At 41.2% G+C, this 22,778-nt stretch carries 20 protein-coding genes and 1 pseudogene; 10 read left to right on the top strand and 11 right to left on the bottom strand.

What is annotated here, in order from left to right; genetic code table 11:
• The first annotated feature begins 15 nt into the window (after positions 1–15).
• Entirely contained in the window at positions 16–1,581 is a 1,566-nt protein-coding gene (locus DS2_RS07495) for a methyl-accepting chemotaxis protein (RefSeq protein WP_035014067.1), read from the top strand.
• A gap of 11 nt (positions 1,582–1,592) precedes the next feature.
• Here the strand turns inward: DS2_RS07495 and yjgA are convergent, their stop codons facing one another.
• The gene (yjgA, locus tag DS2_RS07500; RefSeq protein ID WP_081754222.1) at positions 1,593–2,123 is read right to left on the bottom strand and encodes a ribosome biogenesis factor YjgA; all 531 of its coding nucleotides are present in this window, start codon (positions 2,121–2,123) and stop codon (positions 1,593–1,595) included.
• A gap of 152 nt (positions 2,124–2,275) precedes the next feature.
• Here yjgA and pmbA point away from each other — a divergent pair, with 152 nt between their 5' ends.
• Positions 2,276–3,607: a metalloprotease PmbA gene (pmbA, locus tag DS2_RS07505; protein ID WP_035014070.1), complete on the top strand. Its 1,332-nt coding sequence runs from the start codon at positions 2,276–2,278 to the stop codon at positions 3,605–3,607.
• A 158-nt stretch (positions 3,608–3,765) separates the two neighbouring features.
• Entirely contained in the window at positions 3,766–4,599 is an 834-nt protein-coding gene (locus tag DS2_RS07510; protein WP_200870126.1) for a hypothetical protein, read from the top strand.
• Here DS2_RS07510 and pta read toward each other — a convergent pair.
• Together pta and DS2_RS07520 are read right to left on the bottom strand one after the other, a co-directional pair.
• Positions 4,574–6,736 (bottom strand): phosphate acetyltransferase, encoded by a 2,163-nt coding sequence (gene pta, locus DS2_RS07515; RefSeq protein WP_035014073.1) that lies wholly within the window; start codon positions 6,734–6,736, stop codon positions 4,574–4,576. The two genes, DS2_RS07510 and pta, sit on opposite strands and share 26 nt — an antisense overlap.
• Entirely contained in the window at positions 6,733–7,941 is a 1,209-nt protein-coding gene (locus DS2_RS07520; protein ID WP_035014106.1) for an acetate/propionate family kinase, read from the bottom strand. The genes pta and DS2_RS07520 overlap by 4 nt, the downstream gene beginning before the upstream one ends.
• Positions 7,942–8,244: 303 nt before the next feature.
• Here DS2_RS07520 and DS2_RS07525 point away from each other — a divergent pair, with 303 nt between their 5' ends.
• Complete coding sequence (locus tag DS2_RS07525) at positions 8,245–8,454, top strand: cold-shock protein (protein WP_035014074.1); 210 nt, start codon at positions 8,245–8,247, stop codon at positions 8,452–8,454.
• 54 nt (positions 8,455–8,508) lie between these two features.
• Here the strand turns inward: DS2_RS07525 and DS2_RS07530 are convergent, their stop codons facing one another.
• The 4 genes from DS2_RS07530 to DS2_RS07545 all read right to left on the bottom strand — a co-directional run bounded on the left by DS2_RS07530 (position 8,509) and on the right by DS2_RS07545 (position 13,825).
• Complete coding sequence (locus DS2_RS07530; RefSeq protein WP_035014075.1) at positions 8,509–10,860, bottom strand: Tex family protein; 2,352 nt, start codon at positions 10,858–10,860, stop codon at positions 8,509–8,511.
• A 151-nt stretch (positions 10,861–11,011) separates the two neighbouring features.
• Positions 11,012–12,295 (bottom strand): TRAP transporter large permease, encoded by a 1,284-nt coding sequence (locus DS2_RS07535; protein ID WP_035014076.1) that lies wholly within the window; start codon positions 12,293–12,295, stop codon positions 11,012–11,014.
• Position 12,296: 1 nt separating this feature from the next.
• Positions 12,297–12,815 (bottom strand): TRAP transporter small permease, encoded by a 519-nt coding sequence (locus DS2_RS07540; RefSeq protein WP_051479715.1) that lies wholly within the window; start codon positions 12,813–12,815, stop codon positions 12,297–12,299.
• 2 nt (positions 12,816–12,817) lie between these two features.
• Complete coding sequence (locus DS2_RS07545) at positions 12,818–13,825, bottom strand: DctP family TRAP transporter solute-binding subunit (RefSeq protein WP_235188557.1); 1,008 nt, start codon at positions 13,823–13,825, stop codon at positions 12,818–12,820.
• Between the two features lie 204 nt (positions 13,826–14,029).
• Here DS2_RS07545 and DS2_RS07550 point away from each other — a divergent pair, with 204 nt between their 5' ends.
• Positions 14,030–15,433 (top strand): PQQ-dependent sugar dehydrogenase, encoded by a 1,404-nt coding sequence (locus DS2_RS07550; RefSeq protein WP_051479716.1) that lies wholly within the window; start codon positions 14,030–14,032, stop codon positions 15,431–15,433.
• Positions 15,434–15,547: 114 nt separating this feature from the next.
• Here DS2_RS07550 and DS2_RS07555 read toward each other — a convergent pair whose 3' ends face one another.
• Both DS2_RS07555 and gpmM read right to left on the bottom strand, forming a co-directional pair.
• Positions 15,548–16,627 carry a murein hydrolase activator EnvC family protein gene (locus DS2_RS07555; protein ID WP_235188558.1) on the bottom strand — a complete coding sequence of 360 codons (1,080 nt, stop codon included), beginning with the start codon at positions 16,625–16,627 and terminating at the stop codon, positions 15,548–15,550.
• Between the two features lie 112 nt (positions 16,628–16,739).
• A complete protein-coding gene (gpmM, locus tag DS2_RS07560) occupies positions 16,740–18,287 on the bottom strand; it encodes a 2,3-bisphosphoglycerate-independent phosphoglycerate mutase (RefSeq protein WP_035014078.1) in 1,548 nt (515 codons plus the stop codon).
• A gap of 217 nt (positions 18,288–18,504) precedes the next feature.
• Here gpmM and DS2_RS07565 point away from each other — a divergent pair, with 217 nt between their 5' ends.
• The 4 genes from DS2_RS07565 to gpsA are packed head-to-tail and all read left to right on the top strand — an operon-like array spanning position 18,505 to position 20,742.
• Positions 18,505–18,933 carry a rhodanese-like domain-containing protein gene (locus DS2_RS07565; RefSeq protein ID WP_035014079.1) on the top strand — a complete coding sequence of 143 codons (429 nt, stop codon included), beginning with the start codon at positions 18,505–18,507 and terminating at the stop codon, positions 18,931–18,933.
• A 6-nt stretch (positions 18,934–18,939) separates the two neighbouring features.
• Entirely contained in the window at positions 18,940–19,194 is a 255-nt protein-coding gene (grxC, locus tag DS2_RS07570; protein ID WP_035014080.1) for a glutaredoxin 3, read from the top strand.
• Between the two features lie 20 nt (positions 19,195–19,214).
• The gene (gene secB / locus DS2_RS07575; RefSeq protein ID WP_035014081.1) at positions 19,215–19,733 is read left to right on the top strand and encodes a protein-export chaperone SecB; all 519 of its coding nucleotides are present in this window, start codon (positions 19,215–19,217) and stop codon (positions 19,731–19,733) included.
• 1 nt (position 19,734) lies between these two features.
• On the top strand, positions 19,735–20,742 hold the full coding sequence (gene gpsA / locus DS2_RS07580; RefSeq protein WP_035014082.1) for an NAD(P)H-dependent glycerol-3-phosphate dehydrogenase: 1,008 nt from the start codon (positions 19,735–19,737) through the stop codon (positions 20,740–20,742).
• Positions 20,743–20,904: 162 nt separating this feature from the next.
• Here the strand turns inward: gpsA and DS2_RS07585 are convergent, their stop codons facing one another.
• Positions 20,905–21,507: a hypothetical protein gene (locus DS2_RS07585; protein WP_035014083.1), complete on the bottom strand. Its 603-nt coding sequence runs from the start codon at positions 21,505–21,507 to the stop codon at positions 20,905–20,907.
• A gap of 26 nt (positions 21,508–21,533) precedes the next feature.
• Here DS2_RS07585 and DS2_RS20415 point away from each other — a divergent pair.
• Positions 21,534–21,662 (top strand): annotated as a pseudogene (locus tag DS2_RS20415) (IS982 family transposase); the annotation flags it as partial.
• Positions 21,663–22,101: 439 nt separating this feature from the next.
• Here the strand turns inward: DS2_RS20415 and DS2_RS07595 are convergent.
• Positions 22,102–22,778: RHS repeat-associated core domain-containing protein (locus DS2_RS07595; protein ID WP_035014085.1), on the bottom strand; the 677-nt coding region annotated here is incomplete at its 5' end.

Below are 22,778 nucleotides of genomic sequence, written 5' to 3' on the forward strand. Positions count from 1 at the left end.
ATTTGGAAAATACTAATGCCGATATTTCGCACTGTAAACAGCAAGATGATGGTGGGTTATTTATTAATCGGGCTAATTGGCCTATTAACCGCCATCTTATTAGAATTTAGTTATAAGCAAGTACTCGATAAAAAAGAAGAGTTGATTCAACAAACCCTGCCAGAGTACAGGCAAACCGCAGTATTAAACAACGCCTACAACCAATTAGTGATCAATGCATATGCCCTGTACGGCACCACAATAAGTACAAAAAGTTATACAGAGAAAAACCAAGTCTATCTCGAGATAATTAACGTAAACACATTCGAACAAACGAGCTCATTTACCCAGCAGCTGCAAAGACTACATGCCATCATGTCGGCCAATTCAGTGGATTGGGATTTGGCTCGGAATGTACTTAACCAACTGGAACAGAGCAAACAACAAATTAAACAGCAGCTTGAAGAAAACGCACAAAAAATATCAAATCATATGTCGGCGAATATTGATGAACTAGCTAGCTCATTGTCGGATAGCCAAACAGCTATTTATGCCCAATTTGCATTAATAGTACTAGTATCTGCAACAGCCTACTTGCTTGCGAACAAACTCATCTCAATACCTGTGCGTGACACATCTAGCAATATTAAAAACATTGCTGAGCAGCACGACTTAACCAAACAGCTTACCACCCGCAGTAAAGATGAAATTGGCGACATATCTCACCAACTATCCCATCTGCTTGCAGTTTTCAGACAAAGTCTACAAAAAGTCTCAACCGCGGTAAGTGATATTACCGAAGCAACAACCTCTTTGGAGCATAACGGCCAGCAATCACAGCAAATTAACCGAGAATTGGCAGATGCACTTGGTTATTTAGCAGGACAAATTGATAATTTAAATGCGCACATGGACAACAGCGTAAATTGTTCCTCTGAAGCGGCAAACCAAGCTGAACAGGGCGCAAACGTAATAACCTCATTGCAACAGCAAGTACAAACCACCTCTGACAATATCCAAGTACTGGCAACTGACATCAAACAAACAGCAGACATCTTGGCACAATTGCAACTGGCGGGTGACAATGTTTCAAGCGTGGTTGGCACAATAGCCGATATAGCCGCTCAAACCAATTTACTAGCTCTCAACGCTGCAATTGAAGCTGCACGCGCAGGTGAATCCGGCCGAGGATTTGCAGTGGTTGCAGATGAAGTTAGAACACTAGCAACACGCACCCATCAATCGACAGTAGAAATTAATCAGATATTGGTCACAGTGGTCGAATCAATAGGTTCGGCACAAAGTACTATGGATTCTAATCAGCAAAAAGTACAAGTGTCGGTGGAACAAGCAAGCCAACTGGTTGACGAGCTAGAAGTTACTCGCGGCGTAATGCTCGCACTCAGCAGCAGCAGCGAACAATCTGCGCAGTTTGCCCGAAGTGCGCAAAATGACGTTGAACAACTCAACAACAAAATAGCCTCTTTTAAACAAATTGGTGATACAGTCACACTAGTGAGCAAGCGGACACAAAGCACAGCGCAAGATTTATCCGATCTTGCTGAGCATTTAACTCAGCAAGTGAAAGTTTTTAAGCTTTAAGGGATTAACAGCTAATCTTCTGCGGGAATATTTTCTTTTAAATACTGAAAAATTTGTCGAGCTGATTTTGGTGGTTTATTTAATGAAGCTTCTTTTTTAGCCTGGCGGACCAACTGACGCAATTTAGGACGCTCTAAATCTGGATATTCGGCTAACAATTGATTAATTGCGTCATCCCCTTGCTCAATCACTTGATCACGCAAGTTTTCAAGCTTATGGAAATATTGATTGGCAATCAGGTGCTGATTTTCCACTTTAGCTATCGCAATATTGATCGGCTCTAGCTCCCGAGAACGGAGCAATTTCCCGACATAGTTGACCTGACGCTTAAATGCGCCATGTTTATTCCTAATTTTAACGGCTAAATGTACAGCTTCCGATAATTCAGCATCCATTGGAATTTTTTCTAAATTTGCTGGAGACAAATTAATTAGCTTCTCACCCAGTTCTAAATGCATTATTGCATCACGTTTTAACTCAGATTTACTGATATAAATAATTTCTTCGTCTGGATCGACTTCATTTTGCCATTCGTCGTTCATACCACTCACTTAACGATAATCATACTTGTGTAAACTATAGCCTATTCGTAGCTACTTATTCGGCTTTTTAACGGTTAAAAACGCTATCACCTTCAAGTAACTTAGGTATATGTTACACTAAGTTATATGCTTTGTATTATTTGAATAAGAATATGCTTCAAGAAATAGATTCAGTAAAAGTAGCGGTTGCCGATGCGCTGGCACTTGCTAAAAAACTTGGCGCAACGAGTGCCGAAGTGTCAATCTCAAAACAACAAGGGTTATCAGTTAGTTGCCGGATGCAAGAGCTTGAAACCGTTGAGTATGACTATGGTGGTGCACTGGGGATTGCTGTATGGTTTGGCCAAAAGAAAGGCAGCGCATCTACCTCTGATTTATCCACTGCGGCACTCAAACAAACAGTTGAAGCAGCATGCAATATCGCAAAATATACCTCTGAAGATCCGTTTTCGGGAATCGCTGATCCTGAGCTAATGGTAAAAGCAGAGCAACTGCGCGATTTAGACTTATACCATCCTTCCAATATATCAACAGAACAAGCGATTGAATTAACGCTCGCATGTGAAAAAGCGGGTTTGCAAGCCAACAAGTTAATTACCAATAGTGACGGTGCGTCTTTTTCTTCACACCAAGGTTTTAAAGTATATGGCAACTCGACAGGGCTGATTGCCAGCTACCCTAGCTCCAGACACAGCTTAAGTTGTTCGTTAATTGCGAACTCTGCTCAAGATATGCAACGAGACTATGCCTATACAGTTTCACGCCTAATGAGCAAATTGGACAGCGCTGAATTTGTTGGACAAAAAGCCGCAAAAGAAGTGGTCGAACGCCTTGATGCGCAAAAAGTCAAAACCTGTAAAGTCCCAGTTATGTTCAACAGCGAAATTGCCAGCAGTTTATTTGGCCATTTTATTGGTGCTATCAGTGGCGGTAACTTATACCGTAAAGCGTCATTTTTACTCGATGCAAAAGGAACCCAAATATTCCCAGATTGGTTGACCATACGCGAAGATCCATTTATCGCCCAAGGACTATCCAGCCGAATGTTTGACTCTGAAGGCGTCGCCACCAAACAACGCCAAATTGTCACTGACGGAATATTAAATACCTGGTTGTTAAGTAGCTATGCCGCACGCAAGTTAGGTGAACAAACCACAGGCCATGCAGGAGGCATTCATAACTGGTTAGTCAGTGCTGGCGGTGGTGCATTTGAACAAATGCTACAAAAACTCGGCACCGGCCTGCTGGTCACGGAAATGATGGGGCAAGGAGTTAACTTGGTTAATGGCGACTATTCACGCGGCGCTGCTGGTTTTTGGGTTGAGAATGGTCAAATCCAATACCCTGTTAGCGAAATTACCATAGCTGGCAAACTGCAAGATATGTTTAAAAATATTGTCGCAATTGGCGATGATGTAGACCCCAAAGGCTCTATTCAAACCGGCTCTGTTATCGTTGAACAAATGACAGTAGCTGGCAATTAAAGTAAACAGTCGGGTTGCAGATTATGCGGCCCGCAACAGGAAAATCCGTTTGTTAGCGATTATACTCTGATTAATATTCATTCATGAGCCGATCTGTGTCCAATTTAATAACTATATTCATATATGCGTTTATTCTATCTGTGTATAGCAGTATGGCTATGTCGGCTGTTAGTGTTGTCTATATTCCTCAGCCGCGTTCGCATTTAGATATTGGTCATCATTATCACGTTTCATTGTTGGAAAAAGCCTTAGAGCATGGCTCAAACGGTCGCACCATCCCTCGAATTGTTACTTCTTTGCATATGCCCGAAGCTAGGGCTTACCACGAACTTATTAAAGGCGAAAAAATAGACGTATACTGGTTTGGAACCGATGGCAAAAAAGAGCAAGCTTTACACCCGATAAAAATACCGACCAGCCGAGGACTCATAGGTTACCGAACCTTTATCATTCACAAAGATTCAGTGGTTCAGTTTGAGCAAGTAGAGAACTTAGCTCAGCTACGTAACTACACTGCATGCCAAGGTGCTCATTGGCCTGATGTACATATCTTAAAGTCAGCACAATTGCCTGTGGTGACCAACACCATGTATGAAAACATTTTTAAACGAGTTCATGCCAAGCGCTGTGATTATTTCCCTAGACCATATCATGATGGTTATAATGAAGTAAGAGTGAGACAACTGCAGTATCCTGACCTTTATCATTATCAAAAAATTATTCTGCATTACCCGTTTGCAGTATATTTCTTTACCGCCAAACACAATAAAGAACTGGCGCAATGGATTGAAGACGGATTAGAAAAGATGATAGACAACGGTGCGCTGATTAAACATATGCAAAATCATCTACTCACTGGACATATTTTCCCACTATCAGTTGAACCAGGTACTCGACATATCTTAATTGATAACCCAATCATGTCAGCTGACACAGACTGGACGAATACCCGGTACTGGATGCAACCTAGTGAGTTTGGTTTTGCCCGTTAGAGCGTTCAAACTGTGCCTGAATAGCTGTAAGCGCTATGGTATACACAATGTCTTCAACCAAAGCTCCACGACTTAAATCATTCACCGGCTTACGCAAACCTTGCAGCATAGGCCCTATGCTGACTACATTGGCAGAGCGCTGAACTGCTTTATAAGTTGTATTACCCGTGTTTAAATCAGGGAATACAAATACCGTTGCCTGGCCTGCTACTGGACTATTTGGTGCTTTGCTTTTAGCCACAGATGCAACACTAGCAGCATCGTATTGCAGAGGCCCATCAATCAGAAGATCTGGGCGTTTCGCTTTAGCTAATTCGGTAGCTAATTTAACCTTCTCGACATCTTGACCATGGCCACTGCTACCAGTGCTATAACTAATCATGGCAATTTTGGGTTCAATACCAAAAGCCAATGCAGAGTCACCGGCTTGGCAGGCAATTTCGGCCAGTTGCTCTGCAGTGGGATCAGGATTGATAGCACAATCCCCATAAATTAACACTTGATCGGGTAAACACATAAAAAAGATCGACGAAACAATACTGCTTTCAGGTTTAGTTTTAATCAGCTGCAATGCTGGACGCACAGTATTTGCAGTGGTATTAACCGCACCAGAAACTAACCCATCCACTTGCTCAAGTGCTAACATCATAGTGCCTATCACCACTGGGTCTTCCAGCATTTCGACCGCTTGCGCTTCGGTGACTCCCTTGTGCTTACGCATTTCCATTAAAGGCGCTACATATTGTTCACTAATGCTAGCTGGATTCATCACAGTCACACCGTCAGGAAGGGTCAACGACAAGCTATTTGCAACCATTGAAACTTTTTCGGGTTCTGCCAATAAAATACAATCTGCAATGCCCTTTTGTGCACAAATAATGGCAGCTTCAACAGTGCGAATTTCATCTCCTTCAGGCAATACAATCCGCTGCTTTTGTTTGGCTGCTTTACTGATCAAGCTATGACGAAACGCGGCTGGAGACAAACGAATATGTCGTTTAACATCAATTCTATTCGCCAACTTAGCGACATCAATATGTTCGGCTACATACTGCATCACCAATTCCATTCGCTGTAAATCGTCTACTGGCACATGTGGGTTGAGTTGATTTAACGAAATTGCAGTATTAAAAGTATTCTCTTCAACCGACATAACAGGTAAACCCGTTGCCAAAGCATTTTGACACATATTGAGCAATTTCGGCGCAGGTTGATATCCACCGGTTAAAATAATTCCAGCCAATGGAATGCCGCTCAATGCTGCGCTACAACAAGCTAAAAAGATATCATCTCTGTCGCCTGGCGTGACTATTAACGCACCCGCTTTTAAAGAGTCAACCATGTTCACCACTGTGCGAGCACAAATACTGACGTTATTAATGCGCCGATTTAAATCAGCAGCGTCATTCAGCACAACACAATTTAAATGTTTTACCAAATCACACAAACGTGGCGCAATTAACTGGTGTGAATACGGCACAGCGCCTAAACACGCAATGCTCACTTTGCTCTCAAATACCGCTAGGTCTAGGTTCTGCTCAATCGGTTGATTGTCTGAAACTTCAATTGGTAATGCACTTTTACTTTGTTGTTTATTTGCACCTACTTTATTCAGCACAAACCCTAAAATATTCGCTTCTTTACTCTGTCCATACACATTGGCTGTTACTTTTAATTGATTCACCCATGCTTGTGCACGTTGTTGCGATTTTTCAGCACCTTCAGCTGCAACCAGTACAACTTGACTATCCAACGAGTTAGCGATACTGGTGTTAATTTTATGAATAAAAGGCGAATCGTCTTGCGGTACCAAACCTTCGATAATTATCACATCAGCATCTTCGCCAGCTTGATTGACTTTATCGACCACCAACTCCATTAAGTCATCCGATTTCCCCTGCGCCATAAGCTGTACAGACTGTTGCAAGGTGATAGGTTCAGGCACTGGTAGTTTTTTTATCTGGCGAATAAAACTAACCGATGGCTCAACGCCTTTGGCGGTGTCATTCCCTTGGGCAATAGGTTTGCAAAAAGCAACTTTAATCCCTTGTTTATCCAGCGCATGAAATAACCCCAAACAAATCGAAGTAACCCCAGTTTCATAGCCTGTCGGTGCAACTAATATCGTTTGTTTCATAATGTGTCCTCCGCAGCCGTTTTTACAAGTTGGCTAACACTCTGCGCTATCATCCACTCTTCATTGGTGGCAATAACGGCCAATTGCACCAAAGACGAGTTATGGTGGATTGGATTAAATTCATCATAAGACTGTAAGTTTTTCTGCTCATCCAGCACGCAATGCAACACTTTCAAATGTGCTATCGTTTTACTGCGTATGGCAGCAGCATGTTCGCCAATACCACCCGTAAATACAATCGCATCAAGCTTAGGCAAAGCAGCGGTGCTCGCACAAATATGTTTTGCTAAACGATAACAAAACATATCAATTGCCAATATCGCTCCCTCATGCCCTTGCTCAGCATGCTCCAATAAGGTCCGCATGTCGTTGCTCAGTTGCGATATTCCCAACAAACCACTTTTTTTATTTAATATATTGGTTAACTCAGTTGGCGATAAATTCAGCTTGTCACATAAATAATTAAACACACCAGGGTCTAAGTCACCACAACGAGTGCCCATCATTAAGCCATCTAGTGGTGTTAACCCCATTGAGGTCTCAACTGATTTGCCATTAAACACAGCACAAACACTCGCCCCATTACCTAAATGCGCCACAATCAGACCATGATCTTTTTGCGCTAAGTTAAGTTGCGCTACAGCTTGTTGACTGACATATTGATGCGATGTTCCATGAAAACCATATTTCCTAACCTGCAGGTCTTGGTAATAGTTATACGGTAAGGCATATAAATACTTTTCAGCCGATATACTTTGGTGGAAAGCTGTGTCAAATACCACAACCTGTGGCAAATTCGGCTGCATTTGTTGAATGAGCTTAATTGCGATTAAATTGGCTGGATTGTGGAGTGGCGCCAAATTGTTGCAACTGGCAATTTTTTCAATCACTTGCTCGTTGACTAATACGGGTGTTGAAAAATGCTCGCCGCCATGAACGACTCTATGGCCTACTGCGGCTATATTTAAATCAGGTAGCTGCTCAGATAAAAAATCGAATAAAGCAAGCAATACCGCTTTGTGGTCTTCGCCTTTTATTCTTAGTGAATGTTTTTGGTGTTGGTACTTAACCACACAGCTAATTTGTGCGCTAAATAAACATTCAGCTAAGCCTGTTAAAATTGGTGTGGGTGAGTGAAAATCAAAAAATGAAAACTTAATCGATGAGCTGCCGGCATTGACAACTAGATGTCCGTCGATATGCAAAATAAATCTCCCCTGGTGCATGTGTTTACACTAGTGTAGGTATAACTGAAATTTTCACCTTGTGCTAGATCAAACTGAGTATTTACAATTGCGATGAACAATTCGGCTGTTTAAATTTTACACTAGACATTCAATCTAGTTGCTGTACACTATGCAACATAGCTTGAAGAAGCAATCTAAATTTACATTCTACATTTCGCTGTTTTATTCATAATAATTAACTCGTTCTGCAGTATTAAGTTCAATTCTCAACCAAGCTACATCAGCCAATTTTGGCACATTTTTTTAAGAACAGGATATATTATGTCTAATACAGTTAAAGGAACCGTTAAGTGGTTCAACGAAGAAAAAGGTTTTGGTTTTATTGCTCAAGAGTCTGGCGCTGACGTGTTCGCACACTACAGTTCAATTGCTAGCGAAGGCTTCAAAACATTAACTGAAGGTCAAGCGGTTGAGTTCACTGTAACTCAAGGTGCTAAAGGCCCTCAAGCTGAAAACATTGTTGCGCTATAATTTTAGCTAACAATTGTTTTTAAAAGGCAAGCCAATGGCTTGCCTTTTTTGTTTCTACTTCTTTTTCGCCTTAGCAAAAGCTTCAGCAAAAGCATTATTCATCAAACCACCACCATTGCCACCGAACGAGCTTTGTTGGTTACGGCCTTTATTGCGATTGCTTGCATTATTTGATTTATTGCGCGCAGCTGGTTTATTGCCACCCGCCGACTTTGCAGGACCGTCAGCATGTACTTCGTCATTTAACCACATGGTTAGACCAATACGTTTGCGCGGTACGTCTACTTCGATCACTTTAACTTTAACAATGTCACCCGCTTTAACCACTTTGCGCGGATCATCGATAAAAGTTTCAGACATGGCTGAAATATGCACTAAACCGTCCTGATGCACACCAATATCAACAAAAGCACCAAAGTTAGTGACATTGGTAACCACACCTTCTAATTTCATTGCAGGCTTAAGATCAGCAATGGTTTCAACCCCTTCTTTAAAGGTTGCTGTTTTAAACTCAGGTCGAGGATCTCGTCCAGGCTTTTCCAGTTCTTTCAGAATATCTTGAACTGTTGGTAAACCAAATTTCTCGTCGGTGAAGTCCGCCGCGTTGAGTTTACGTAACTTGTCAGTGTTCGCGATGAGATTGGTGACCACCTCATCATTGGCTGCAACAATTTTCTCAACAACGGGATAAGCTTCTGGGTGAACGGCCGAAGCATCTAGAGGGTTGTCACCACCGACTATTTTTAAGAAACCAGCACATTGCTCAAACGCTTTAGGACCTAAACGCGAAACTTTTTTAAGTTGATTGCGGTTCGAAAAGCCACCATTCTCGTTGCGAAACTCCACAACATTTTGCGCCATGGTTTTTGTTAAACCAGATACTTTAGACAATAACGGAACCGATGCCGTATTTAAGTCAACACCCACTGCGTTTACACAGTCTTCAATAACCGAGTCAAGCGACTTGCTCAGTGCACTTTGGTTGACGTCGTGCTGATATTGGCCTACACCAATTGATTTTGGCTCAATTTTGACAAGCTCAGCAAGTGGATCTTGTAAACGTCGAGCAATTGATACTGCGCCACGTAAACTTACATCTAAATCAGGGAATTCTTTTGCCGCAGTTTCGGATGCCGAATAAACCGACGCACCCGCTTCACTGACCATAATTTTATTCAGTTTTACATCATCCGCTTCTTTCAAAATTTCTGCGGCCAACTTATCGGTTTCGCGTGATGCGGTGCCGTTACCAATACTGACTAACTCAACTTTATGTTTTTTAATTAAGTTGATTAAAGTACGTTTACTTTTATCCCACGCATTTTGTGGTGGGTGTGGAAATACAGTTGCGGTATCTAACAACTTGCCGGTTTGGTCGACAATCGCAACTTTCACACCAGTTCGAATACCTGGATCTAACCCCATGGTAACTTTTGCACCCGCAGGTGCAGCCATTAGCAAGTCTTTTAAATTAGAAGCAAATACTGAAATCGCCCCTGATTCTGCACGTTCTCGAACATCAGCAAACAACTCAGTTTCCATATGCGTTAATACTTTAACTTTCCACGTCCAACTAATTACTTGTTTTAAAAACGTCTCACCCGCACGGCCTTGCCATTGAATGTTTAGGTAATCTGCTATCATGCTTTCGACAATTGAACCCGTTTGATTGTCGTCTTTGTTAGGATCAGCATTGAGCGCTAAGGTCAAAAAACCTTCATTACGGCCACGAAAAATTGCTAATGCACGGTGTGATGGAATGGTTTTAATGCTTTCGCTAAATTCAAAATAATCAGAAAATTTTGCAGCTTCTTTTTCTTTGCCATCAATCAACTTAGCTTCAATAGTTGCGTTGTCGGTCAAATACTGACGAATGCGCTTTAATAGTGGCGCTTCAACCGCAAAACGTTCCATTAAAATATAACGAGCACCATCTAAAGCTGCTTTAGTGTCGTCTATCCCCTTGTCGGCGCTGATATAATCTTGCGCAAGCTGTTGTGGATCATTCGACAAATCAGCCATGATCGCATCTGCAAGAGGTTCTAAACCTGCCTCAATTGCAATTTGTCCTTTAGTGCGACGTTTCGGCTTGTAAGGAAGGTAAAGCTCTTCTAGATCGGTTTTACTTTGAGCTTGTTCAATCGACTGGGCTAATTCAGGTGTCAGCTTGCCTTGCTCTTCGATATTTTTCAGAATAACTTGGCGGCGTTCGGTTAATTCCCGCAAATAACCAAGGCGGTTTTCCAAATTACGTAACTGAGTATCGTCTAAACCGCCTGTTACCTCTTTACGATAACGGGCGATAAAAGGCACAGTTGCACCTTCGTCTAATAACTTAACCGCTGAAACAACCTGCGTTGGCTGTACTGCTAATTCCTCAGCGATAATTTTTAAAATATCTGTCATTTTTTATCCTGTGTACACAGTTAAATCAACTGTATTTACCATGCTGTACACTCGGCATTTGAGTGCTTGTAAAAATATTCGTGATTTTATAGCAAACCAATTTAATCACCACAAGCAAAGTGATTAAATTGGTGAAGTTTTCTGCAAGAATTTACGACTTGTACAATATAGACGGCAACCACAGGGTTAATTCAGGAATAAAGGTCACCAATATTAGGACAAAAACCAGAGGAATTAAAAACGGTAAGGTTGCTTTGGTGCAAGTTTCAAATGGCACTTTGGTTACGCGCGATAATACATACAACACCATGCCCACAGGTGGGGTTAATAAACCTATCATTAAATTAAGCACCATGATAATGCCAAAGTGCACAGGGTCTATACCTAGGCTTATCGCAATGGGTAATAGAATTGGCGTTAATATGGTGATAGCCGCAATGGTTTCCATAAAACAGCCAACAATAAACAGGATCAATGCCATCAGCAGTAGCAATGCTGTTTTATTTTCAGTAAAACCCAACATCCATTGGGTAAACAATTCGGTTATTTGTTGAGTGGTTAACACCCAAGAAAAAATAGCAGCTCCGGCAATAATCAATAAAATAATGCTGGTTGTTTCGATTGTTTCTATACTAATCGCAATCAATTGTTTGAAAGTTAGCGTTTTATAAACGACTGCACTTAACACTAAAGCATAGGCACTGGCGGCAACTGCGGCTTCGGTAGCGGTAAATATTCCAAATAGTATGCCTCCAATAATAATGACTGGAGTCAACAAGGATAAGAAGGCTGATTTAAATGTCACCAAAGTTTTGCTGACAGAAAAACCTGCATCTTTTGGGTAGTTACGTTTTCTTGCATACCAAGCAATCATTGCCATAAGCCCCAGCGCCATTAACAATCCAGGAATTAAGCCAGCAGCGAATAGTTGCCCTATAGAAGCCGACGCCATAACCCCATATATAATGATGGGTAAACTTGGCGGTATAATCGGACCTATCGTTGAAGACGCGGCGGTTATCCCCACTGCAAATCCAGCATCATAGCCTTTGTCGCGCATGGCTTTTACTTCAATTGCACCTAAGCCACCCGCATCAGCGACCGCGGCACCTGACATACCAGCAAATAAGACCGAAGCGCCAACATTGACATGGCCCAAACCACCACGCAACCAGCCAACCAGTGAGTTTGCAAAATCAAAAATCCGCTGAGTAATCCCAGACGCATTCATCAGCGCACCTGCAAAGACAAAAAAGGGAATTGATAACAAAGGAAAACTGTTGACCCCAGCAACCATACGATGCAACACCACCAGTTCAGGTAATTGCCCATCAACTAAAATAGCAATCAACGACGATGCAATTAAGGCAAACGCTACAGGTACGCCTAAAATAATCAACAACAATAGTGAAATAAATAACGCGGCAATAACCATATTAGCATTCCTCCTGCTGGCGCGACTGGCACTGATTCAGCATCTTTGTTTTGTCTATTGCTACGCGAATGGTACGTATCAACATGGCGAGAATGAACACCAGCAATAACACATACACCCAGGTTAAAGAAACCTGTAAAGATGCTAAAGAATGCGGCGCAATTAACGGAATGATCTGCAAACAAAAGTAACCTAAAATACCAATAATCAAGACGTTAAAGCATTCAATTGCAACTTGCAGTTTGCCAAGCAAACCATTTGGCAGCCAACGATGGAATAAGGTCATTGCAATGTGGGAAGTATTGCGGCTTGCAATACTTGCACCAGCAAAAGCCAACACAATGAGCAAATAACGGCTCAGCTCTTCCGACCAACCAAACGCGAAATTGAACACATAACGACTAAAAAACTGCGTAAATAAAATAACCGCCAACCCCCAAAATATAATTAAGCAAAACCAATCTTCAATATGGAGATTTTTTAACGACATCGCTGGCACTTGAGTTTCAAAATGGTCCATGGTTACTCTCCTGATTGACTGTTGGATTGATTGCTTGGGTTAAGCGCAATTAAAGCTTGGTAATTGTCTTTTCCGACTTTTTCGATATAAGGTGCATGACGTTTTAATGTTGCTTGCCTAAATTTCAGTGTGTCTAATGTATTGACCGTTACCCCGTTTTGCTCAAACCAATCAATCAGCGCTAACTCATTGTTGCGCGTTTCCTCTGACACTTTGGCTGCGGCCTGTTGCAGCACCTTGTTTAAGATTTTTCGGTCTTGTGGTTGTAATTTATTCCAACGATAGCTACTGACAATCGTCAATATTGACCCCAATAAATGACCGGTTAAATTGATATGACTTTGTACCTCGTAGAATTTTTTCGCTTTAATTGTGGGCAATGGATTCTCTTGTGCGTCCACTACACCTTGTTGCAACGCCATATAAACTTCAGAAAAAGCAATCGGTGTCGGGTTTGCGCCAACTGCAAGTGGGAATTCTTTAAAAATACTGGCATTTGGCACTCTGATTTTTAGGTTTTGCATGCCAGATAAATCATCTATTGCTCGGTTAGCAGTTACATGCCGTTGGCCATAATAATTATTGCCCACAATTTGATTGCCATTAGTTGCTTGCGCATATTCCGCAGCAAGCTTATTCAACAACTCGCTGTGATTAAACGCCTGCCAATGCGAGTAGCCATCAAACACATAAGGTAAATCAGCTATTGCCAATGAAGGTGACAATTGGGCTGCAAAGCTGGTCCCTGTATAGATGATATCAACCACACCTAAACTAAGACTTTCGTTTAATTCAGCCTCTTTACCTAAAATAGAAATTGGAAAAATATCTATTTCAACACGACCCTCGGTCTGCTGCTTAATTTCACCAGCCGCCCATACAGCCCATTTGTGTAAAGGTTCACTGGTTTCGTATACATGCCCCCAAAGTAACCGCTCGGTGGCACTCAAAACCGGTATGTTGAATGCCATGAACAACGTAGTGAATAAAGCCAGAGTTGTTTTGTTCATAATAGAGTCTTCACATTTAATTTTGTTACACCTATTAATAGCGACATTGCTTATTTAAACAGCAGGCGTTTACAGTATTTGTTACCAATGCTACCATAATAAAGTTAAATGTTAACAATAAATTTAAATAACCCCACCATACACAACATACGTAACCTCTGAAGGATTGGTGGTTACAACTAAGGTGATAGTTCGAGGAAGATGATGAAAATTACAACTTTGATATTGTTATACCTAAGCTGCATCAGCACTGTATTTTCAGCACCGCCTAGCGGTAGCGCAATATATCAACAATACTGTGCAGGCTGCCATGGCGCACAATTGCAAGGCGGTTTAGGGGTTAACTTAGTTGATGGTGAGTGGCGACACGGCAGCAGTCAACAAGCGATTATCAAGACCATTCAAAACGGTGTATTAGACAAAGGCATGCCTGCTTTTGCCACAGGCTTAACCGCAGAACAAATTAATTTGGTCGCTCAATTCATTATCGCGCAAAATAACAAATCTAACACGGCAAACACACCAGCACTTCATAAATCGTTTAGCAGTGAAGATTATAAATTTGATTTACAGCTACTCAGCGTATTCGACAGTCTAACTTGGGCAATCACCTTTATGAATGCCAATGAATATTTAGCGACTGAACGCGATACTGGCAACCTCTACTACGCGAATATAGACGGTAGCTACCGCCTGATTAAAGGCACGCCCAAAGTTTGGAACAATGATCAAGGTGGTTTATTAGATGTCGCACTAGATGTTAATTTTGCTCAGAACAACATCATTTATTTGGCCTACGCAAAAGAGAATATCAACACAGCTTGGGACAAACCAAAAGGCATGACCGCAATAATGAAGGCTAGAATTGATGGCGACAAACTCGTTGAACAACAAGACATATTCAGCGTTGACGACCAATACGCCCTACCCTCTGGTCGCCATTTTGGTTCACGCATAGTCGTAGACAACAACTATCTATATTTTTCAATTGGTGAACGCGGTGTTCGGCCTGATGCACAAGATTTATCTAAACCAAATGGCAAAATTCATCGCATTCATTTAGATGGCTCAATTCCACCTGACAACCCGTTTGTAAGCCAAGCTGGCGCATATAAAAGCATTTGGACCTATGGTAATCGTAATCCGCAAGGCTTAGCTAAACATCCAACAACCGGCGAGTTATGGTCGACTGAACATGGTCCCAAAGGGGGTGATGAAATTAACCTGATTAATAAAGGCCTAAACTATGGTTGGCCCGTTATTACATATGGGGTTAATTACGATGGTACCTCTATGACAGATAAAACCCATATGCCTGGCATGCAACAACCGATTCGTTATTATGTCCCCTCAATCGCCACTGGTGGCATCGACTTTTATCAAGGTAGCAAGTGGTCAAAATGGCAACACAATATGTTGGTAACAGGTATGGGCGCACAAGAATTGCGCCGAGTAAAAATAGTCAACAAACAAGTGGTTGAAGAAGAATTATTGATAAAAGATTTTGGTCGAGTTCGAGATGTCGCGGTCAGCCCATCTGGAGATATTTATATTATGATCACCCGAAATCACAAGGGGCATATGTATAAATTTATTCAGAGGAATTAAAGATCTGTGACAACAACAGCGCCGACTGGCTGCTTAGCTATGCCGCACTCAGCGACTTATTTTTTCTAATGTCGCTGAAGTATAAATTATAATATCTTAGGTAGCTTTTTAGTGTTAATTACACCAATCCATCGGATTTAGAGGTTGACCTTGATAACGCACTTCAAAATACAAACCTGGTTTTGACTGCCCACCAGACTGCCCGACCAGGGCGATCGGCTCCCCAGATTGCACAATATCCCCGACATCTTTCAGCAGTGCTTGATTGTGCCCGTATAAAGTCATAAATCCGTCGCCATGCTCAACCACTATCACTAAACCATAGCCTTTCAACCAATCGGAAAACACCACTTGGCCCGCATGAACATTGTGTACGGTATCGCCTGTGTCTGCATCAATTTTAACCCCTTTCCAACGCAACTGGCCCGATTTACGTTTGCCATAAATATTTTGAATCCGCCCTTTGGCTGGCCACAATAAACGACCTTTAATATCTTGCAGGCCATTTAATTCAACTTGTTGCGGTAATTCATCTATTGCTTCTGCTAATGCTTCTAAAGCTTGCGACAATGCAATTTCATTATCGCGTAAACGTTCAATTTCAGCGGATTCAGATTTTATCAGTTTGGCCAACGCATCGATTTGTTGCTGTTGCTGACGCTTTAAGCTGACTAATTCTTGTTGTTTTTGTGCTTCTATCTCCAGCAGCTCGGTTAACCTCAGCTGTTTTTGATTTAACGTTTGTGTGGTTTGGTTGAGCTCTGCTAGTGTAGCTTTTAAATTTTCAATCGCTTGAGTGCGGGCTTTATTCAAGTATTGGTAATAACTAATGACCCGTTCTAATTTGGCTGGTGAATCTTGGTTTAACAATACTTTTAAGTAATCATGTTGGCCGATGTGATAAGCACTATTCAACTGCTTTTCTAATACTTGTAACTGCTGTTGTTTGAGTTGTTCTAATTCTTGCTGGCGAGCAGACAATTTTTTAAGTTGCTTCTGTGTTTGCCGAAGCTCTTGTTTAGTTTGGCGCAACACTCTTGAAGCCTGACCAATTTGTCTATCAGTTTGTGCTAACTGCGTTTGTGTTTGTTTAAGTTTACTGTGGCTCTTATCTAGCTTATCTTGTTTGCTAATAATTTGCTGCTGGACTTTTTCAAGTTTACGCTGCGTTTCTTCCGCAGTTGAATTCGCCAAACAACTTGCGCTGAACAACAATTGCAGCAAATAAAAGACAACAAGGCAAACACTTGTTCTGCTTGCCTTGTTGTGCTGTTGGTTTAATTGAGCAATCCTTAGCTGGTTCAATTTAAACCAATTTAAAGATAGATTGACCTGTCATTTCTGCAGGCTGTTCCATACCCATTAAGTGCAACATTGTAGGTGCTACGTCACTTAATACACCATTTTGCTTAGCTAATTCAGCATTACGGCCAAAGTAGATAAATGGTACAGGCTCGCTAGTATGTGCTGTATGTGCTTGCCCTGTATTTGGGTCAACCATTTGCTCTGCGTTACCATGGTCAGCGGTAATTAAACACTCACCACCCACTTTGGCTAACGCTTCAGTTACACGGCCAATTGCAGTATCTACAGCTTCACATGCTTTAACCGCAGCTTCAAATACACCAGTATGACCAACCATGTCGCCATTAGGATAGTTACAAATAATTGCATCAAATTCTTGGCTTTCAATTGCTTCGACTAACTTATCAGTTAACAATACTGAGTTCATTTCAGGTTGAAGATCGTAAGTTGCCACTTGCGGAGAAGGAATCAACACACGTTTTTCGCCTTCAAATTCATCTTCGCGGCCACCACTGTAGAAGAAAGTAACATGCGCGTATTTTTCAGTTTCAGAAATACGTAACTGAGTTTTACCATGTTTTTGCAACCATTCGCCCATTACATTAACCAGCTCAGTTGGCGGGTATGCGCAGCTTGCTTGAATGTCTGCAGCGTATTGAGTCAACATAACAAAGTCGCTGTATGCTGGTAATTTTGCACGTTCAAAACCGTCAAAGTCAGTATCTACAAATGCACGGGTAATTTCACGCGCACGGTCAGCACGGAAGTTCATAAAGATAATAGCGTCGCCATCATTTACTGTCGCAGCTTGGCCATTTGCATCAACAATTGCTGTTGCTTTTACAAACTCATCGTTTTCGTCACGCTCGTAAGCAGCTTTTAAACCTTCAACTGCAGTTGTTGCAGTGAATTCCGCTTTACCTTCAGTTAATAATTCATAACAAGCTTGCACTCGGTCCCAACGCTTATCGCGGTCTAACGCAAAGTAACGACCAATAATGCTGGCAACTCGGCCTTTGCCTGATTCAGCTAATTGTGCTTCTAACTCAGCTAATGGGTTTTCAGCACTGCGTGGTGGTGTATCTCGGCCATCTAAAAATGCATGCACATAAACTTGCTCAGCACCACGTGCTACTGCCATATCAACCATAGCTTTAATATGATCTACATGGCTATGTACACCACCTGGTGAAGCTAAGCCCATAATATGTACTGCTTTACCTGCGTCTTTAGCACTGTCTACCGCTTTAGCTAAAGCAGGGTTGTTTTGGAATTCGCCGTCAGCAATATCTTTAGTTATGCGGGTAAAGTCTTGATAAACAATACGGCCTGCGCCTAAATTTACGTGGCCGACTTCACTATTACCCATTTGACCATCAGGTAAACCTACATCCATGCCAGAGCCTGATATCAATGTGCTTGGATATTCTTTCCACAATTTGTCTAAGTTTGGCGTATTTGCCGCCATTATCGCGTTGTCTGTTGGGTTTTCACTGTAACCCCAACCATCCATAATAATTAATACTAGTGGTTTCTTCGCAGTCGTCATGCTTAATACCTGTCGTGTTATTTCTAATTTAAGTAAATTTTACTCAGATTTGCGCTACAAACCAATGGCAATCCGATGATTTCCTGCAGTTCTGGCTTATGTTGCAGATAATTACCGATTATTGTCGCATATTTGGCCGGCAAAAAGCGATTGTATTGGTTTAGTTAAACGATAAGGCTATAATCTTGCCCAATTAAAACATTCATAGGTCTTATTGATGCAAGAATACATTCAATTTTTTTCCAACCACCCGATTATGACAGGTGCTTGGTTCGTATTATTTTTCGCGGTTATCTACACTTTCGCTCAGGCGAAGTTTGCGCCGTACACTCGAGTTAATACGCAGCAACTTACCTTATTAGTAAACCGTGAAGATGCAACCATTGTTGATATTCGCCCAGCGGCAGAGTACAACAAGGGGCACATTGCCGGTGCATTAAATATTACCAACGACAAAATTGAAGGTGGTAAAAACGCAGCCCTTGAAAAAAACAAAGACAAACCCATTATTGTTGTTTGTACCGCAGGTTTAAGTGCTGCTAAAGTAGCAACTCAACTATGTCAAGCAGGATACCCAAAAGTAAACTTACTTGAAGGTGGTATGAATGCTTGGTTAAATGCAAATCTTCCTGTCGCAAAAGGTTAATCTTAAATGGCTACAGTAACTATATATAGCAAAGGTTGGTGCCCGTTTTGTCGTCGAGCAAAAGCACTATTCATGCAAAAGGGTGTTGAATTTAATGAAATCGACATTGATCAACAACCAGAAAAACGTGATGAAATGATCCAACTGAGCGGGCGTTCTGCTGTGCCACAAATTTTTATAAATGAGCATCATGTTGGTGGATGCGACGATTTATTCGACGCTGAATACAACGGTGAATTAGACAAATTGCTCAACGCATAATTTTTAATAAAGGTATTGTCATGACTGATCAAACTCCAGAAAACGCAGCAGAAAACAACCCACAAGCAGGTGAAAACTCACCTCAATTCGCTATCCAGCGTATTTTTGCAAAAAATATTTCATTTGAAACACCAAACTCTCCTGAAATTTTTACCATTCAGTGGAAGCCAGATGTCCAAATGGACATTGATACTAAAAGCAAAAAACTTGACGGTGATGCGTATGAAGTTGTTTTATCAATTACAGTAACGGCTAAAATTGAAGACAAAACTGCGTTTTTAGTAGAAGTTGAGCAAGCGGGTATTTTCGCAATTGCTAATTTACCACCACAGCAAATGGCGCATACAATTGGTTCTATGTGCCCTGGCATTTTATTCCCTTATGCACGTGAAGCAATTTCTAACTTAGTTAACCGTGGTACTTTCCCACCACTTAACTTAGCACCAGTAAACTTTGATGCTTTATTTGCTAGCTACATGCAACAAGTTGCGCAGCAAGCTGAAGAAAACCAAGAGTCAAACCAAAAATTAGATTCTTAATATGAGCGAACCTTTATTTGATATTGGCGTAATTGGTGCTGGCTCGTACGGCACCGCATTAGCCATTTGTATAGCGCGTAATGGTCACAAAACAGCCCTTTGGGGTCGTGATGAAGCACAAATTTCCGCTATGCAACAAAGCAGGGAAAACAGCCGATATTTACCCGGTTTGCCATTACCACCCGCATTGTCACCACAAGCCGATTTAGCTCATGTAGTGCAAAATAGCCGCAATATTTTATTGGTTGTGCCAAGCCATGCATTTGGTGAGGCTTTAGCACAAATAAAACCGCATTTACGTGATGATAGCTCGCTTGCTTGGGCGACTAAAGGTTTAGAACCAGAAAGTGGTCGACTATTGCAAGATGTTGCGCGTGAGCAATTAGGCGAGTCTCGTACCTTAGCTGTTGTCAGCGGCCCAACCTTTGCTAAAGAAATGGCCGCCGGTATGCCAACTGCAATTTCAGTATCATCAACCGATGCTGATTTTATTCAAACCTTGTCTGATTTAATGCACTGTGAAAAACGTTTCCGCGTGTATAAAAATAACGACTTTATTGGTGTACAACTAGGCGGCGCGGTTAAAAACGTAATCGCAATTGGTGCTGGTATGGCGGATGGTATTGGTTTTGGAGCAAATGCGCGTACCGCTTTAATAACGCGCGGCTTAACTGAGTTATGTCGTTTAGGTGAAGCACTCGGCGCAAAACCAGAAACCTTTATGGGTATGGCAGGTTTAGGCGACTTAGTGTTAACTTGTACTGATAACCAATCACGCAACCGTCGCTTTGGTTTGGCATTAGGCCAAGGTAAATCGGTTGAGCAAGCTATGTCAGATATTGGTCAAGTTGTTGAAGGCTATCGCAACACCAAAGAAGTGTATATGCTAGCGCAACGCATGCAGGTTGAAATGCCAATTGTTGATCAAATTTACCAAGTGTTATACCAAGGCAAAGCGCCAAAAGAAGGTGCATTAGCTTTGTTAGGACGCGAGCAGAAGTTTGAGTAGTAGCCGCAACTAGCTCAACAATGAATTGCGAATTTTTTATTAACGCCTGACACTGTCAGGCGTTTTTGTTTGATTTTTGGAAAAAACTAGATTTTTGCCATGCTTCCTTTTACATCGGGAAAACCGCACGCTTACGAAGCTTGATATCAAAGAATGTTAGCATTAAAGGACTAAAGCCTGCACACTAGTAAAAACAGCCTTTTTCCCTTCAAATCTGTAGTTAGTATTGTTTAACTTAAGAACAATTTGTTTTGTATTTTCCGCTTCATTAGCAAAAAAATGCCAACTTTCTTCGTAGTTAAATTCTGATTTTAAGGCATCAATGACGTCAGAAAATTTAAAAATTGATGCTTCAAAATCTCTATTGATAAAATCGATAACCTGTTGAACATCATCACCTTTAACTCTAATCCAAGTATTTACGTAATTACTAAAGTCTTTAGTTTGAGATATAATTTTAAATTTTTCTAGCTCTTGTCTTTTCGTTCTTTTTAGCTCATTTAATACTCCTTTACTTTCGTTACATAGAGGTGTACACACCTCTGTCGAGCAATGCAGCACATGATTTCTCTTACGAATTTTACCTTCAAAATTACAAAGTATTTTGTGGATAATAATCGTATTTAGCAGCTCCCCCACTTCGCACTCCCTTGGTGGAAGAGACGACAATGGGTACTCTTCTTTATAAATTTTTTTAATTTCGATGACTTGAGCAATGCCTTCTAAAGCATCCACCCAGTCATTAACCTTGATGTGATCTGTCATTATGTAAACTCTTATTTACGCCTACCGAACACTCTAGACACCGCAGTATACATAGCTTCATGCTAAACCTACTTGGCGGATTAATAGCCTACTGCTTAAAAGATGATAAGCCATCATTAGACCAGAATTTGATATGCTTGGCGGTGTCAATTTAGTAATAGCTTAACCAGATCTCAGGTTAGCCAGTCTTGAGAACACAATCCAAGCAAGCTACCCCAGAAAAAACAAAGCCCCGCTTCCTAGGTCAGAGTGCGAGGCTTTGGATTCAAAAGTTTTACCCATTATATCTCGTCAAAAAAAGGTTCTTTTGACTTATTAGATACTTCACAAGGCCCTAACTTTGTCGGACAAAAGTAAAGTAGGAAGTCATCCCCCTTATTTTGATACTCCAAAACCGACATAAATTTAACTTTTGGAGAATTTTTAAGTTCGTCAAGTGAATTAGGGTACTTTCCATTCAATTCTTTGAACTCTATCACTTTTAATCGCACGTTATTAAGCGGGTAGCTAAACGTAATATTCATATATATGAATATGATAATTACTGTTGATAGAACCAAGAAACTGATAATCAATTTGAAAAACCTTTTCATACTAGAAGTTTTCATTTAATGCATCCTTTGCACCTGCTGGCGTGAAAATGAAGGTATCCATTTTTTCTATTTTATTATAGAGATTAGTGGCTTCAGATTGTAACGCTTTTGAAAAACCAGCTTCAGGATTCATTACCCCTTGTAGTGTAGATTTCAACGTACCAAAAGTATGTGAAACACAATTTGGCCCTGTTAATCCCCAATCACTTCCTGAATACCTTTGTGTAGAGGAAAGTTCAGAAGGACTCGCTAAACTTTCCAGCACATCTTTGGGAAGTGTCGCGCTACCTGCATCAAATGCCGCTCTAAACCCTTTGGCTATTTCATTATCTAGCGCCTGACTGACGCCCAAATCAAAAACCTTATAGCCAGAGTAACTTGCCGAACTAGGCGTTCCACCTGTTCTCTTTAATATACCGGGACCACTATATATGCTATTAGAGTAACGGCCTTTATATCTACCAAAATCGTAGTTAACTTCATTGCCTTTATAATTAGTTGTGATCCCAACGTGGCCTGTCCCCTGTGTCTCTACATATATTTTTGCTTGACCATCAGGATCAACGTATTTGTAAGGGTTATTTGCTACGTAAGAGTAACGATTAAAAGTATCAACTTCACCAGTAAACCCAATAGGATCATTCGAGTAGAAACGACCTATGACTGGATCATAGTATT

The organism is Catenovulum agarivorans DS-2, from assembly GCF_000568405.1.
GTDB lineage: Bacteria > Pseudomonadota > Gammaproteobacteria > Enterobacterales > Alteromonadaceae > Catenovulum > Catenovulum agarivorans_A.